Genomic DNA, 13,316 nt, shown 5'->3' on the forward strand with positions numbered 1-13,316 from the left:
TTCGGATAAGCTGAGCTTATCGATCTTCGATTTCTTCAGCGAAACTTATGCAGAGGGCGATTTCTCAGAAACCCTTCAGCATTCCAACGCCTTACGCATTAACCTTTCCGCTGATCCAGGTCGCCCGCACCGCGCGGTCGTCGCCCATCATGATCGTCGCGAAAAGCTCCTCCCAGCTGTCCTCTGCCCGTTCGGCCCGTTGCGCGATCGCGGGGGTCGACGACAGGTTCAGCACAGCCAGATCGGCCTCCGCCCCCTTGGTCAGCGCGCCGATCCGGTCGCCCATCCCAAGCGCATGGGCCGACCCGGCCGTGGCCAGCCAGATCAGCTGAGCCGCGTGCAGGGGGGTTCCGCGTAACTGCCCGATTTCATAGGCAGAAGCCATCGTGCGCAGCATCGAGAATGACGACCCGCCGCCGGTGTCCGTGGCCAGTCCGACGCGCACACCGGCCCCCGTCAGCCCCGCCATGTCGAACAGCCCCGAGCCGATGAAGGTGTTCGACGTCGGGCAATGCACGAGCCCCGCGCCGACCTCTCTCAGCCGGTCGCGTTCACGATCCTCCAGGTGAATCGCATGGCCATAAAGCCCGTTCGCCCCCAGCAGCCCATGCGCCTCGTAGGTGTCCAGATAGTCCCGCGCGGTCGGGTAGAGCGACTTTACCCATTCGATTTCATCAGTCTGTTCAGATAGATGCGTCTGCATCAGGCAATCGGGGTGTTCCGCCCAAAGCGCCCCCATGGCCGCCATCTGGTCGGGGGTGGAGGTCGGCGAAAACCGCGGCGTGATCGCATAGGACAGGCGGTCCACGCCGTGCCATTTCTCCAAGAGCGCCTTGCTGTCGTCATAGGCCGATTGCGCGGTGTCCTGCAGCCCCTCGGGCGCGTTGCGGTCCATGCAGGTCTTGCCCGCCACGATCCGCTGCCCCCGCGCCTGCGCCTCGGCCATCAGGGCATCCACCGATGCGGGGTGAATCGTGCAGAAAGAACAGACGGTTGTGGTGCCGTGGGCCGCCGTCAGATCAAGGTACCGCGCGGCGATTTTGGCGGCGTAACCCGGGTCGGCAAAACGCATCTCCTCGGGGAAGGTGTAGGTGTTGAGCCAGTCGATCAGCCGCTTGCCCCAGGAGGCGATGATGGCGGTCTGCGGATAATGCACGTGGGCATCGACGAAGCCGGGGCAGATCAGATCTTTTCCGTAAGCGATTTCGGTGACTTGCGGCCAATTCTGCCGCAGCACCTCGGCCGGGCCGATATCCGCGATCCGCCCGCCTTCCAGCATCACGCCCCAGCCATCCTCGATCCGCAGCGCCTCTTCGGGCGGCAGGTCGAACGGCGAACCAAGGGTGCGCAGCACGCGGCCGGTCAGCAGGGTAGGTTGGGGCATTTGGGGTCTCCGGTTCCGCATTGCAGCGTAGCCTCTGGGCGCAGGGTCGTAAACGGCCACGACCTGCCGCCCGGGGCATTGTTTTCATCAAGCTTTGTCCTTTATGAGAGGAGCAAGCAGAAGGAGCACCGCATGACCGACGGCGACGAAGAGATCAAGGAAAAGGACGATCTCTTGCCCGAGGACGAGGCGGAGGTCGAAGAGGACGGCTATACGCTCGACCGGAAGACCATCGCGGCCATCCTGTTCTCTGTCGACGCCGATGACCGGGACAAGCTGGTCGAGCTGATGGAGCCGCTGCACGCGGCCGACATCGCCGACCTTCTGGAACAGATCAACGCCTATGACCGGCGGCGCCTGATCGAGCTTTACGGCAAGGAATTCGATGGTGAAATCCTGTCCGAACTGGGCGAGTCGATCCGGGAGGAGGTCATCTCGGTCCTCAATCCCGAAGTGCTGGCCGACGCGGTTCGAGAGCTTGACTCGGATGACGTCGTCGACCTGGTCGAGGATCTTGAGGACGAACAGCAGGTGGCTATCCTCGGCGCGCTCGAGGAAAGCGACCGGGCGGCCGTCGAACAGGCGCTGTCCTATCCCGAGGAATCCGCAGGCCGCCTCATGCAGCGCGAGGTCGTCGCGGTGCCCGAGTTCTGGAATGTCGGTCAAGCCATTGATTACATGCGGGAACGTGACGGTCTGCCCGAGCAATTCTATCACGTCATTCTGACCGATCCGCGGTTCAAGCCGGTGGCGCATGTCACGCTAGGCAAACTGATGGCCTCAAAGCGGGCGACCCCGCTGATGGAGATCACGGAGCCCGGGTTCATGACCTTCGAGGCGACCGAGGACGAGGGCGACGTCGCCTATGCCTTCAACCAGTACCACCTGATTTCCGGCCCCGTGGTCGATGAAAACGACCGGCTGGTCGGCGTCATCACCATCGACGACGCGATGATCGTGCTGGACGAGGAACACGACGAGGACATGCTGCGTCTGGCGGGTGTGAGCGAGGAAAGCTCGCTGACCGACCGCGTGGTCGAGACGACCAAGCGGCGTTTCCCGTGGCTGGCGGTGAACCTTGTGACGGCGATCCTCGCGTCGCTGGTGATCGCGCAGTTCGAAGCCACGATCGCCGAATTCGTGGCGCTGGCGGTGCTGATGCCGATCGTTGCCTCAATGGGCGGGAACGCGGGCACGCAGTCGCTGACCGTTGCGGTAAGATCCATTGCGACCAAGGACTTGACCGGCGCGAACGTCTGGCGGGTCATCCGCCGTGAATGCCTTGTGGGGCTGGTGAACGGGGTGATTTTCGCGGTGGTGATGGGGATCGTGGGGATCCTCTGGTTTGGCTCTCCGGGGCTGGGGTACGTGATCGCGGCGGCGATGGTGATCAACCTTGTCGTGGCCGGTCTGGCGGGCACGGTGATCCCGGTGGTGCTGGAACGCGTGGGCGTCGACCCGGCGCTGGCTTCGGGGGCCTTTGTCACCACGGTGACGGATATCGTTGGCTTTTTCGCCTTCCTCGGGCTGGCAGGGGTGATCCTGCTGTGACCGGGGATCCCAAGGCTGCCGCCCGGGCCGAGGCCTTCGCGCGTCGCAAAGAGGCCCATGCGCTGGATCGCGGCGCGGCGTCTGGCGTGCTGTCCGAGGTGCTGGCGGGCTATCGCGGTGTGCCTTTGTCGGGCTATCTGCCGATCCGGACGGAAATCGACCCCCGCCCCGCCATGGCCGAGGCCGCGGCGCATGGGGTGGTCGGCGTGCCGGTGATCGCGGCGGCGGGCCAACCGCTTGATTTCGCGACATGGGTGCCGGACGGCCCGCTGGTGCCGGGGCCCTTCGGGGCAGAGGTGCCCGAGGTCATCGTGCCGATGGTGCCGCAGATCCTGATCGTGCCGCTGGTGGCCTTTGACCGCAAGGGCGGGCGTCTGGGCTATGGCGGCGGGTTCTATGACCGGACGCTGGAAGGCCTGCGTGCGCGTGGCCCGGTGTTGGCGATCGGATTTACCTATGCGGCGCAGGAACTTGACGGCCTGCCGCTGGAGCCGACGGATCAACCGCTCGACATGATCGTGACGGATCACGGGGTGATCGAGGTGGGGGCGTAGGCGCAGCCCCCTCCCCATCCCTCCCCCGTGGCGGGGGAGGGGGCCGCGCCGGCCAGCGCCCGCACCCCATGGACGCCCCGGACCCTCCGCGCTATGACGTCCTGCACCACGAAGGAGGCCCGACATGTCCGCCCATGGCACCCCGATCCCGATGATGTCCGAGGCCGCTGGCCCGCTGACCGGCACCGCCGATGTTCCGGGCGACAAGTCGATCTCTCACCGGTCGCTGATCCTTGGCGCGATGGCCGTCGGGGAAACCCGGATTTCCGGCCTGCTTGAAGGGCAGGACGTGCTGGATACGGCCAAGGCGATGCAGGCCTTTGGCGCGGACGTGGAAAACCTTGGTGACGGCAACTGGCGGGTGCATGGCGTGGGCGTCGGCGGCTTTGCCGAACCGGGCAATGTCATCGACTGTGGCAATTCCGGCACCGGCGTGCGGCTGATCATGGGGGCCATGGCGACCTGCCCGATCACCGCGACCTTCACCGGCGACGCGAGCCTCAACAAGCGGCCGATGGCGCGGGTGACCGACCCCCTGGCGCTGTTCGGAACGCAGGCGGTCGGGCGCGAGGGCGGGCGACTGCCCATGACCATCGTGGGCGCCAAGGATCCTGTGCCGGTGCGCTATACCGTGCCCGTGCCTTCGGCGCAGGTGAAATCCGCGGTGCTGCTGGCCGGGCTGAACGCCCCGGGCCAGACCGTGGTGATCGAGAAAGAAGCGACCCGCGATCACACCGAACGGATGCTGGCGGGGTTCGGCGCGACCATCACGGTCGAGGACACCGACGAGGGCCGCGTCATCACCCTGACCGGCCAGCCGGAGCTGGTGCCGCAGACCATCGTCGTGCCGCGGGATCCGTCCTCGGCCGCGTTTCCGGTCTGTGCGGCGCTGATCGTGCCGGGATCAGACGTTCTGGTGCCCAACATCGGGCTGAACCCGACCCGCGCGGGCCTGTTCGAGACGCTGCGCGAGATGGGCGCGGACCTGACCTACGAGAACCCGCGCGAAGAGGGCGGAGAGCCGGTGGCCGACCTGCGCGCGAAATTCTCGCCCGACCTCAAGGGGATCGAAGTGCCGCCCGAGCGCGCGGCCTCGATGATCGACGAATATCCGGTGCTGTCGGTCGTCGCGGCCTTTGCCGAAGGGCAGACGGTGATGCGCGGGGTCAAGGAGCTAAGGGTCAAGGAATCCGACCGGATCGAGGCGATGGCCACAGGCCTGCGCGCCAATGGCATCGAGGTCGAGGATGGCGAGGACTGGTGGATCGTCACCGGTCGTGGCCATGGCAAGGTTCCGGGCGGCGCGACGGTGGAAACCCATCTGGACCACCGGATCGCGATGTCCTTCCTCTGCCTCGGCATGGCGTCGGACGCGCCGGTCACGCTGGATGACGGTCAGCCGATCGCGACGTCCTTTCCGATCTTCGAGCCGCTGATGACCACGCTCGGCGCCCGCATCCGGCGGGTGTGACGGCGCGGTCGGGGGCGGCGCGATGATCTTCTGGGCCCTGACCGGCGCGGCGGTGACGCTGTTTCTTGCCATGATGGTGCTGACGGTGCCGACCCTGCTGACCGAGGCGGCGGGGATGCTGCCCTTCGACCTGCGCCCTTGGGGCTACTCGGTCGAGGCGGTTCAAAGCTATCTCGTCACCATCAGCGAAGAGGGGCTGGCGACCTACCTTGGCCCGCAGCATCAGCTGGACCTGATCTTTCCGCTGGTGCTGGCGATGGCCTTCATCACGGGGTTCCGGCGGTTCCTTGGCCCGGTCGGCGGGCTGGTGATGACGGTGGTGGCAGTTGCCGGGGCCGTGGCGGATTATTCGGAAAACGCGCTGGTCGCGGCGATCCTGACCGAACCGGCGACGGTGGAACAGGTCACGCTGGCCTCGGCCATGACCATCGCGAAATGGCTGTTCTACCTGGTCTGTCTGGGCGTCATGGCCTGGATCGGGGTGCGGGCCTGGCGGTCGCGGCCGCGCAAGACCCCGAAACGCAAGACCGGCGGGACGAAGCGCAAGGCCGCGCCCAAGGGCGGCAAGGCTGGCAAATGATGCGCAAGGGTGGCATCAAGGGCGTCCACATCGGGTGAGGGCCACATGAGACTGACAATCGCCATCGACGGGCCGGCCGCAGCCGGGAAGGGCACGCTGAGCCGCGCGCTGGCGGAGGCCTTCGGGCTGGCGCACCTTGATACCGGTCTGATCTATCGCGCGGCCGGGCGGCGTACGCTGGACGGGACCCCCGCGCTTGAGGCCGCGCAGTCGCTCACGGCCGCGGATCTTGAGGCCGATGACCTGCGTACGCCCGACGTCGCCCGGGCCGCGTCCGTCGTGGCCGCCATTCCGGACGTGCGCGCGGCGCTGGTGGATTTCCAGCGCGCCTTCGCCCGGCGGCAGGGGGGCGCGGTGCTGGACGGGCGCGACATCGGCACGGTCATCTGCCCCGAAGCCGAGGTGAAGTTCTTCGTCACTGCCTCGGACGATGTGCGGGCCGAACGCCGGTTCATCGAGCTGCGGGACGGCGGCCACGACGTGACCCTGGGCCAGGTGCTGGCCGACCTGCGCGAACGCGACGCCCGTGACAGTGCCCGTGCCGCCGCGCCCCTGAAACCGGCCGAGGATGCGGTGGTGCTGGATACCTCGGGTATGGATATCAACGCGGTGGTGGCCGCCGCGATCGCCCTGGTGACGGACCGGACCGGGATCGCCCCTGTCGCCTGATCGGCACGACTGTCCTCAAATTGTCCGCAAACCCGTGTTGATGCCGGGGTTTGTCCATTATCCTGCCACGGTTGCATGTGACACTGGCCGTCAGAGCCGGGCATTTGCGCGGGCAGGACAAGGCGTCAGCCATGACACAGGCAGAATACATCGAACCCTTGGGCGATGCGCGCCCGGTGCTGGTCTGCGACCTCGACGGGGTGCTGATCCGGACTGAAATGCTGGATGAAACCTTCTGGGCGTCGGTGGCGGCAGGCTGGACCGCCCCTCTGGTCGCGATTCGGGCGCTGATGCGGGGGCGCGCGGCGCTCAAGCAGGTGCTGGCCGATCGCGGGCCGGTCGACCCCGAGCACTTGCCCTATCGGCCCGAGATCGTGGCGCGCCTGACCGCGTGGCGTGCGGCAGGCGGGCGGACGGCGCTGGTCACCTCTGCCGATCAGGCCGTGGCCGAAGGGATCGCCGATCACCTGCAGGTCTTTGACGAGGTGCATGGATCGAACGGCCGCCGCAACCTGCGGGCGGCGACCAAGGCGGCCTTCCTTGTCGATCGCTTCGGCGAAGGCGGCTACAACTACATCGGCGGCGTGGCGACGGACCGCCCGGTCTGGGCCACGGCCACGATGGCGACGACCATCGGGCTGACCGATGCGGCGCGGGCCAAGGTCACCGCGCTTGGCAAGGTCGCCCACCTGGACCGCGAGCCGACGAATTTCCCCCGTGCCCTGATGCGCGCCATGCGGCCGCATCAGTGGCTGAAGAACCTGCTGATCTTCCTGCCGCTTCTGGCCGCGCACCAGCTGGATGCCGTGTCGCTGGCGCAGGCGGTGCTGGCCTTCATCACCTTCGGGCTGGTGGCCTCGTCCGTCTATGTGCTGAACGACCTGCTGGATCTGCCGTCGGACCGGGCCCATCCGCGCAAACGCAACCGGCCCTTCGCTTCGGGACATCTGGCGCTGCGCCACGGGCTGTGGCTTGCGCCGGGGCTGTTTGGCGCGGGCGTCGTCTTTGGCGCGCTGCTGGGCTGGCGGTTCCTGGCGGTGCTGGGCGTCTACTATGCCACGACGACGGCCTATTCGCTCTGGCTCAAGCGGCAGCCGGTGGTCGATATCTGCACCCTGGCGGCGCTTTATTCGCTGCGGATCGCGGCGGGGGCGGCGGCGACGGCGATCCCGATCTCGATCTGGCTGATGGCCTTCGCGATCTTCTTTTTCTTCTCGCTTGCGGCGGTGAAACGGCAGGCGGAACTGGTGGATGCGGTCAAGTCCAGGCGCGCGCTCAACACCCGGCGCGGCTACCGGGCCGAGGATCTGCCGCTGGTCGCCATGATGGCGGTCGGGGCGGGCTATGTCTCGGTCCTTGTCATGGCGCTTTACGTGAATTCCCCGGCCGTCACGGCGCTTTATTCGACGCCCGAGGTGCTGTTCGGCATCTGCGTCGTGCTGCTGTTCTGGATCAGCCGCGTGGTGATGTTGGCGCACCGGGGCGAGATGCACGACGATCCGGTGGTCTTTGCCGCCCGTGACAAGGTCAGCCTTGGCGCCTTTGCACTGGTCTGCGCGATCGTGGCGCTTGGGGCGCAGATATGAGCCTGCCTGGCCTGATTTTGCGCTACGGCGCCTTTGCCGTGCTGGCGGTGCTGGTCAATCTGGCCGTGCAGCGCGGCGTGCTGGCCGTGGGCTTGGGTCTGCTGGCGGCGCTGGTGGCCGGCACGGCAGCGGGGCTGGTGGTGAAGTATGTGCTCGACAAGGTCTGGATCTTTGGCGACCGCACGGCCGGTGTCGCGGCGGAGGGGCGGAAGTTCACGCTCTATACGCTGATGGGCGTTGCCACGACGGCGATCTTCTGGGGGACCGAGGCTGCCGCCTGGGCGATCTGGCAGACCGACATGGCGCGCGAGGTCGGGGCGGTTGTCGGGCTGGCGGTCGGTTATGTGGTGAAATACCGGCTCGACCGGCGGTTCGTCTTTGGCGGGGGGCTGGCGGCATGAGGCGCGATGTCTCGGGCTGGGGCCGGTTCCCACGGATCGAGGCCGAGGTCGCGCGGCCCCGCGACGAGGCGAGCCTGCGTGATCTGCTGGGGCGCGGCCCCGTGATCGCGCGCGGCAATGGCCGCAGCTATGGCGACAGCGCGGCGCAGCCCAAGGGCACCGTGGACATGCGCGGTTTCGCCCGGATGCTGGAGTTCGACGCCACAACCGGCGTGCTGACCGCCGAGGCCGGGGTGATCCTGGGCGACGTCATCGCCGCCTTCCTGCCGCGCGGATGGTTTCCGCCGGTGACGCCGGGGACCAAGTTCGTGACCCTTGGCGGGATGATCGCGGCGGATGTGCATGGCAAGAACCATCGGCGCGACGGGTCCTTTGGTCGGCACCTTGCGTGGGTCGACGTGATGGGCCCGGACGGCACTGTCACGCGCGCGGCGCCGGGGGATGAGCTTTTCGCCATGACCGTCGGCGGCATGGGGCTGACCGGGGTGATCCTGCGCTGCGCGGTGCGGCTGATGCCCGTCACGACCGGCTGGATCCGGCAGGAGATGCACGTGACCCCGGATCTGGATGCCGCGATGCAGGTGTTCGAGGCGGCGCAGTCGCAATATGCCGTGGCCTGGTTCGATTGCCTGGGGCGCGGCGCCTCGCTTGGCCGGTCGCTGGTGATGCTGGGGGATCATGCGGCGGTGGCGGATCTGCCCGCCGCGCGTCAGGCCCGGCCGTTCGAGGTGCCGCTGCGGCGGCGCAAGTCGGTGCCGCTGGATGTGCCGGGGGGCGCGCTCAACCGCCACACGATCCGCGCTTTCAACGCGGTCTACCATGCCGCCAATGCCCGCAAGGCGGGGGCGTCTCTGGTGGATTGGGACCGGTACTTCTATCCGCTGGACGCGGTGCAGGACTGGAACCGGATCTATGGCCGCAAGGGGTTCGCGCAGTACCAGGTGGTGCTGCCGCTGGCCTCGGCGCGGGCGGGTCTTGCGGCGCTGCTCGACACCATTGCCAAGGCGGGGCAGGGGTCTTTCCTGGCCGTGCTCAAGCGGCTCGGGCCGCAGGACAGCCGCCTGTCCTTCCCGATGGAGGGCTACACTCTGGCGCTGGATTTCCCGGCGCGCGCATCGGCGCTGGCATTGCTGGACCGGCTGGACCGCATCACGCTGGATCATGGTGGGCGGTACTACCTGGCCAAGGACGCGCGGGTCAGTGCCGAAACGCTGCATCGGGCCGACCCCCGCGTGCCGGACTTCCGGGCGGCCCGGGTGGCACAAAACATGGCGGGCTTTGCCTCCGCCCAATCGGAAAGGCTGGGGCTATGAGCCGACAGGTGACACTCCTTGGCGCGCGGTCGGATATCGCGCTGGCCTGCGCGCATGAATTCGCGGCGGCCGGCGACCTGGTGACCCTGGCCGCACGCCGGGCCGAGACGCTGACGGCGGACGCGAGGGACATCGAACTGCGCCACGGCGGCACGGTCACGCTGCGCGAGTTCGACGCGCTGGCGCCGGACCATGCGGAATTCGTCGCGGGCGCGGACCTGCCCGACGTGGTGATCTGCGCCGTGGGCCTGCTGGGCGACCAGACGTCAGACGAACGGGACGCGGCGGCGGCAAGTGCGGTGTTCAGAACGAATTTCGAAGGCCCGGCGCTGGCGCTGGCAGCCTATGCCAATGCGATGGAGGCACGGGGATCGGGCGTGATCGTCGGGATTTCCTCGGTCGCGGGGGATCGCGGACGGGCGACGAATTATATCTACGGGTCCGCCAAGGCGGGCTTCACCGCCTATCTGTCGGGCCTGCGCAACCGGCTGGCCAAGACAGGCGTGCACGTGGTCACGGTCAAGCCCGGGTTCGTGGCGACGCAGATGACCGAACACCTCGATCTTCCCGACAAATTGACCGCACAACCGGCCGAGATTGGCCGAGCCGTGAAAACAGCCGTTGAGCGGCGCAAGGACGTGATCTATGTGCGCGGCGTCTGGCGGCTGATCATGGGAATCATCCGCGCGATTCCGGAGCGCGTGTTCAAGAAACTATCCATCTGATCGGGGCAGACCGGGGCAACCGGCACACCCCCCGAGGGGCTGAGAGTGGGAGGAACAATGAGCGACGCGAGAGACCAAACATACAGGTGAACCATGAGTATCCAGACCACCCCCCTGACCCCGTCGGCCCCGCAGCCGAATGCCCAGCCGATGCCGTCCGCCCCGCAGGCGGCGCAGATCGACTGGCGGCAGATTGATTTCGCCGCCGACTGCCTGATCGTGCGCAGCGCGCCCACGTCGAACGACTGATCTTCGGGCCGCCTGTCAGGCGCGGCTTTCGAAGGGGGCGGGCTGCCCGGCCCGCCACCCCGCCACATTGACGCCCGATCGGTTAATTCCCGATCAGAAACGGTCTGTCCGGCATTCGCTTCTCAGAGATTTCTCGGAACCGGTGTACCATGTACCCGTTGATTTATTGAAAATCTGACACTTCAGGAGTGAATTTCATGTCCTATATCTTTGACCAGGCGAGCGTCACGCCGCCGTCGTCCGACACCCCCAAGCGCCGCCCCGTTCCCGAGAAAGAGTGGCGGAAATTTGACTTCGGGATGGATTGCCTGATCCCGGCAGAAGATTACGCCCTGCCGAAAAATCACGAGAACTACCGGGACTGATCCCTAGCGGCGCCGGACGGGCCAGACCGTCCGCACCGCCGGATCCCGCAGCCACAGACCGGCCCACATCACGGTGCCGAGGTAGAGGCTGAACAAGGTGTGGCTGAACAGCGGACTGCCGGCCCTGATCTGGGTCACCATGGCCCCACCCAGCACCGCCATCGACAGGCACGCACCCAAAAGGCCGGTGCGCGGGACCAGATACAGCACCGTGCACAGCAATTCGATCACTCCGATCAGCAGGATCGGGCTGTCCGGCCAGCCAAGGTCCGCCAGCGTCTGCGACCCGATGTCCGACACGAACTTCGGCATCACCGAGGCGCCCAGCATGAACAGGCCGTAAAGGATCGACAGGGCCCAGCCGGCCCGGATCATCATCTTGTCCGACATCGCGGCGCTCTCTCACTTATTAACAATATAGTTAATCATGTGTGCCCCAAGGTCTTTGCCCTGTCAATCGGGCGGCATTTGCCGGTCGTCTTGCAGGGGCCAGAGATCCCCAAAGCGTGCATATAAAGGCGATGAGGTGTTGATTTCTTCGGATCACGGGGGTATCTGGCGCGGGTCGACAAGGCGCAAAGCCGCGATGAAGAGAGCGAGCAGGGTCGGAATCACCGGCCCTCTTTCCATTTGCGGCGGCTCTACTGACCAACCCCAAGACCGGCGGAGACAACCGCTCGGCCAGCATAAACCTTGAAAAGGACATCAAAGCCACATGGCTCAGAACGCATCCATGGAGGAATTCGAAGCCCTCCTTAATGAAAGCTTCGAAATGGACACGCCCGAAGAAGGGTCTGTTGTCAAAGGCAAGGTCATCGCAGTTGAAGCGGGCCAGGCCATCATCGACGTCGGCTACAAGATGGAAGGCCGCGTTGATCTGAAAGAATTCGCGAACCCCGGTGAAGCGCCCGAGATCTCTGTCGGTGACGAGGTCGAAGTCTACCTGCGCGCCGCCGAAAACGCCCGTGGCGAAGCCGTCATCTCGCGCGAGATGGCCCGCCGCGAAGAAGCCTGGGACCGCCTGGAAAAAGCCTACGCCGACGACGCCCGTGTCGAAGGCGCGATCTTCGGCCGCGTCAAGGGTGGCTTCACCGTCGACCTCGGCGGCGCCGTGGCCTTCCTGCCCGGTTCGCAGGTTGACGTCCGCCCCGTGCGCGACGCAGGCCCGCTCATGGGTCTCAAGCAGCCGTTCCAGATCCTCAAGATGGACCGTCGTCGTGGCAACATCGTCGTGTCCCGCCGCGCGATCCTCGAAGAGAGCCGTGCCGAACAGCGTGCCGAAGTCATCTCGAACCTTGAAGAAGGTCAGACGGTCGACGGCGTGGTCAAGAACATCACCGAGTACGGCGCATTCGTCGACCTCGGCGGCGTTGACGGCCTGCTGCACGTCACCGACATGGCATGGCGCCGCGTCAACCACCCGTCCGAGATCCTGTCGATCGGCGAGACCGTGAAGGTCCAGGTCATCAAGATCAACAAGGACACGCACCGTATCTCCCTCGGCATGAAGCAGCTGCAGGAAGATCCGTGGGATCTGGTTGCCGCCAAGTACCCGCTGTCTTCGGTCCACCAGGGCCGCGTGACCAACATCACCGACTACGGCGCGTTCGTCGAGCTGGAGCCCGGTGTCGAAGGTCTGGTCCACGTCTCCGAGATGTCCTGGACCAAGAAGAACGTGCACCCCGGCAAGATCGTGTCGACCTCGCAGGAAGTCGACGTCATGGTTCTGGAAATCGACGGTGCCAAGCGCCGCGTGTCCCTTGGCCTCAAGCAGACCATGCGCAACCCGTGGGAAGTGTTCGCTGAAAAGCACCCCGAGGGCACCGTTGTCGAAGGCGAAGTCAAGAACATCACCGAATTCGGTCTGTTCGTCGGCCTCGACGGCGACATCGACGGCATGGTTCACCTGTCGGACCTGTCGTGGGACGAGCGTGGCGAAGACGCCATCCAGAACTACCGCAAGGGCGACATGGTTCAGGCCGTGGTGTCCGAAGTCGACATCGACAAGGAACGCATTTCGCTGTCCATCAAGAACGTCGGCGGCGACAAGTTCGCCGAAGCCGTTGGTGGCGTGAAGCGCGGTTCGATCATCACCGTCAACGTGACGGCGATCGAAGACGGCGGCATCGAAGTGGAATACGAAGGCATGAAGTCCTTCATCCGCCGCTCCGACCTGTCGCGCGACCGTTCCGAACAGCGCCCCGAGCGTTTCTCGGTCGGTGACCACGTCGACGTCCGCGTCACCAACGTCGACAGCAAGACCCGTCGTCTTGGCCTGTCGATCAAGGCACGCGAGATCGCAGAAGAGAAGGAAGCCGTGGAACAGTACGGTTCCTCCGACTCGGGCGCATCGCTTGGCGACATTCTGGGCGCAGCCCTGAAGTCCGGCGACGAGTAATCGCACCGCCTGAAAGATCAGAAAGCCCCGGTTCGCGCCGGGGCTTTTTCTTTCCCTATTATCCACCAAA

14 protein-coding genes are annotated in these 13,316 nt (G+C 66.1%); 12 read left to right on the forward strand and 2 right to left on the reverse strand.

What is annotated here, in order from left to right:
• Nucleotides 1–91 precede the first annotated feature (91 nt).
• The gene (guaD, locus tag E4S58_RS11675; protein ID WP_136636567.1) at nt 92–1,384 is read right to left on the reverse strand and encodes a guanine deaminase; all 1,293 of its coding nucleotides are present in this window, start codon (nt 1,382–1,384) and stop codon (nt 92–94) included.
• A 132-nt stretch (nt 1,385–1,516) separates the two neighbouring features.
• Between guaD and mgtE the strand changes: the two genes are divergently transcribed.
• The 11 genes from mgtE (at nt 1,517) to E4S58_RS17900 (ending at nt 10,848) form a co-directional block, all read left to right on the forward strand.
• Entirely contained in the window at nt 1,517–2,935 is a 1,419-nt protein-coding gene (mgtE, locus tag E4S58_RS11680) for a magnesium transporter (protein ID WP_136636568.1), read from the forward strand.
• On the forward strand, nt 2,932–3,489 hold the full coding sequence (locus tag E4S58_RS11685) for a 5-formyltetrahydrofolate cyclo-ligase (RefSeq protein WP_136636569.1): 558 nt from the start codon (nt 2,932–2,934) through the stop codon (nt 3,487–3,489). The genes mgtE and E4S58_RS11685 overlap by 4 nt, the downstream gene beginning before the upstream one ends.
• A gap of 124 nt (nt 3,490–3,613) precedes the next feature.
• Nucleotides 3,614–4,960 carry a 3-phosphoshikimate 1-carboxyvinyltransferase gene (aroA, locus tag E4S58_RS11690; RefSeq protein WP_136636570.1) on the forward strand — a complete coding sequence of 449 codons (1,347 nt, stop codon included), beginning with the start codon at nt 3,614–3,616 and terminating at the stop codon, nt 4,958–4,960.
• 22 nt (nt 4,961–4,982) lie between these two features.
• The gene (locus tag E4S58_RS11695; RefSeq protein ID WP_136636571.1) at nt 4,983–5,540 is read left to right on the forward strand and encodes a hypothetical protein; all 558 of its coding nucleotides are present in this window, start codon (nt 4,983–4,985) and stop codon (nt 5,538–5,540) included.
• A 45-nt stretch (nt 5,541–5,585) separates the two neighbouring features.
• Nucleotides 5,586–6,209: a (d)CMP kinase gene (locus E4S58_RS11700; protein WP_136636572.1), complete on the forward strand. Its 624-nt coding sequence runs from the start codon at nt 5,586–5,588 to the stop codon at nt 6,207–6,209.
• A 131-nt stretch (nt 6,210–6,340) separates the two neighbouring features.
• Nucleotides 6,341–7,795 carry a UbiA family prenyltransferase gene (locus E4S58_RS11705; RefSeq protein WP_136636573.1) on the forward strand — a complete coding sequence of 485 codons (1,455 nt, stop codon included), beginning with the start codon at nt 6,341–6,343 and terminating at the stop codon, nt 7,793–7,795.
• Nucleotides 7,792–8,196, forward strand: a complete 405-nt coding sequence (locus E4S58_RS11710) for a GtrA family protein (protein WP_136636574.1) — start codon at nt 7,792–7,794, stop codon at nt 8,194–8,196. Before E4S58_RS11705 ends, E4S58_RS11710 begins: the two co-directional genes overlap by 4 nt.
• Nucleotides 8,193–9,509 carry an FAD-binding oxidoreductase gene (locus E4S58_RS11715; RefSeq protein ID WP_136636575.1) on the forward strand — a complete coding sequence of 439 codons (1,317 nt, stop codon included), beginning with the start codon at nt 8,193–8,195 and terminating at the stop codon, nt 9,507–9,509. Before E4S58_RS11710 ends, E4S58_RS11715 begins: the two co-directional genes overlap by 4 nt.
• Nucleotides 9,506–10,234 carry an SDR family oxidoreductase gene (locus E4S58_RS11720; protein WP_136636576.1) on the forward strand — a complete coding sequence of 243 codons (729 nt, stop codon included), beginning with the start codon at nt 9,506–9,508 and terminating at the stop codon, nt 10,232–10,234. The genes E4S58_RS11715 and E4S58_RS11720 overlap by 4 nt, the downstream gene beginning before the upstream one ends.
• A 93-nt stretch (nt 10,235–10,327) precedes the next feature.
• Nucleotides 10,328–10,483: a hypothetical protein gene (locus E4S58_RS17895; protein WP_169052659.1), complete on the forward strand. Its 156-nt coding sequence runs from the start codon at nt 10,328–10,330 to the stop codon at nt 10,481–10,483.
• A gap of 197 nt (nt 10,484–10,680) precedes the next feature.
• Complete coding sequence (locus E4S58_RS17900) at nt 10,681–10,848, forward strand: hypothetical protein (RefSeq protein ID WP_169052660.1); 168 nt, start codon at nt 10,681–10,683, stop codon at nt 10,846–10,848.
• A gap of 3 nt (nt 10,849–10,851) precedes the next feature.
• On the opposite strand, the gene E4S58_RS11725 is transcribed toward E4S58_RS17900, so the two are convergent.
• Nucleotides 10,852–11,238, reverse strand: coding sequence for a DoxX family protein (locus tag E4S58_RS11725; protein WP_136636577.1), 387 nt, complete (start codon nt 11,236–11,238; stop codon nt 10,852–10,854).
• A gap of 325 nt (nt 11,239–11,563) precedes the next feature.
• On the opposite strand from E4S58_RS11725, the gene rpsA reads away from it, so the two are divergent.
• Nucleotides 11,564–13,246, forward strand: coding sequence for a 30S ribosomal protein S1 (gene rpsA / locus E4S58_RS11730; protein ID WP_136636578.1), 1,683 nt, complete (start codon nt 11,564–11,566; stop codon nt 13,244–13,246).
• Nucleotides 13,247–13,316: the final 70 nt, after the last annotated feature.

Source organism: Pseudooceanicola onchidii, from assembly GCF_004959925.1.
In the GTDB taxonomy this organism is placed as follows: Bacteria; Pseudomonadota; Alphaproteobacteria; order Rhodobacterales; family Rhodobacteraceae; genus Pseudooceanicola; species Pseudooceanicola onchidii.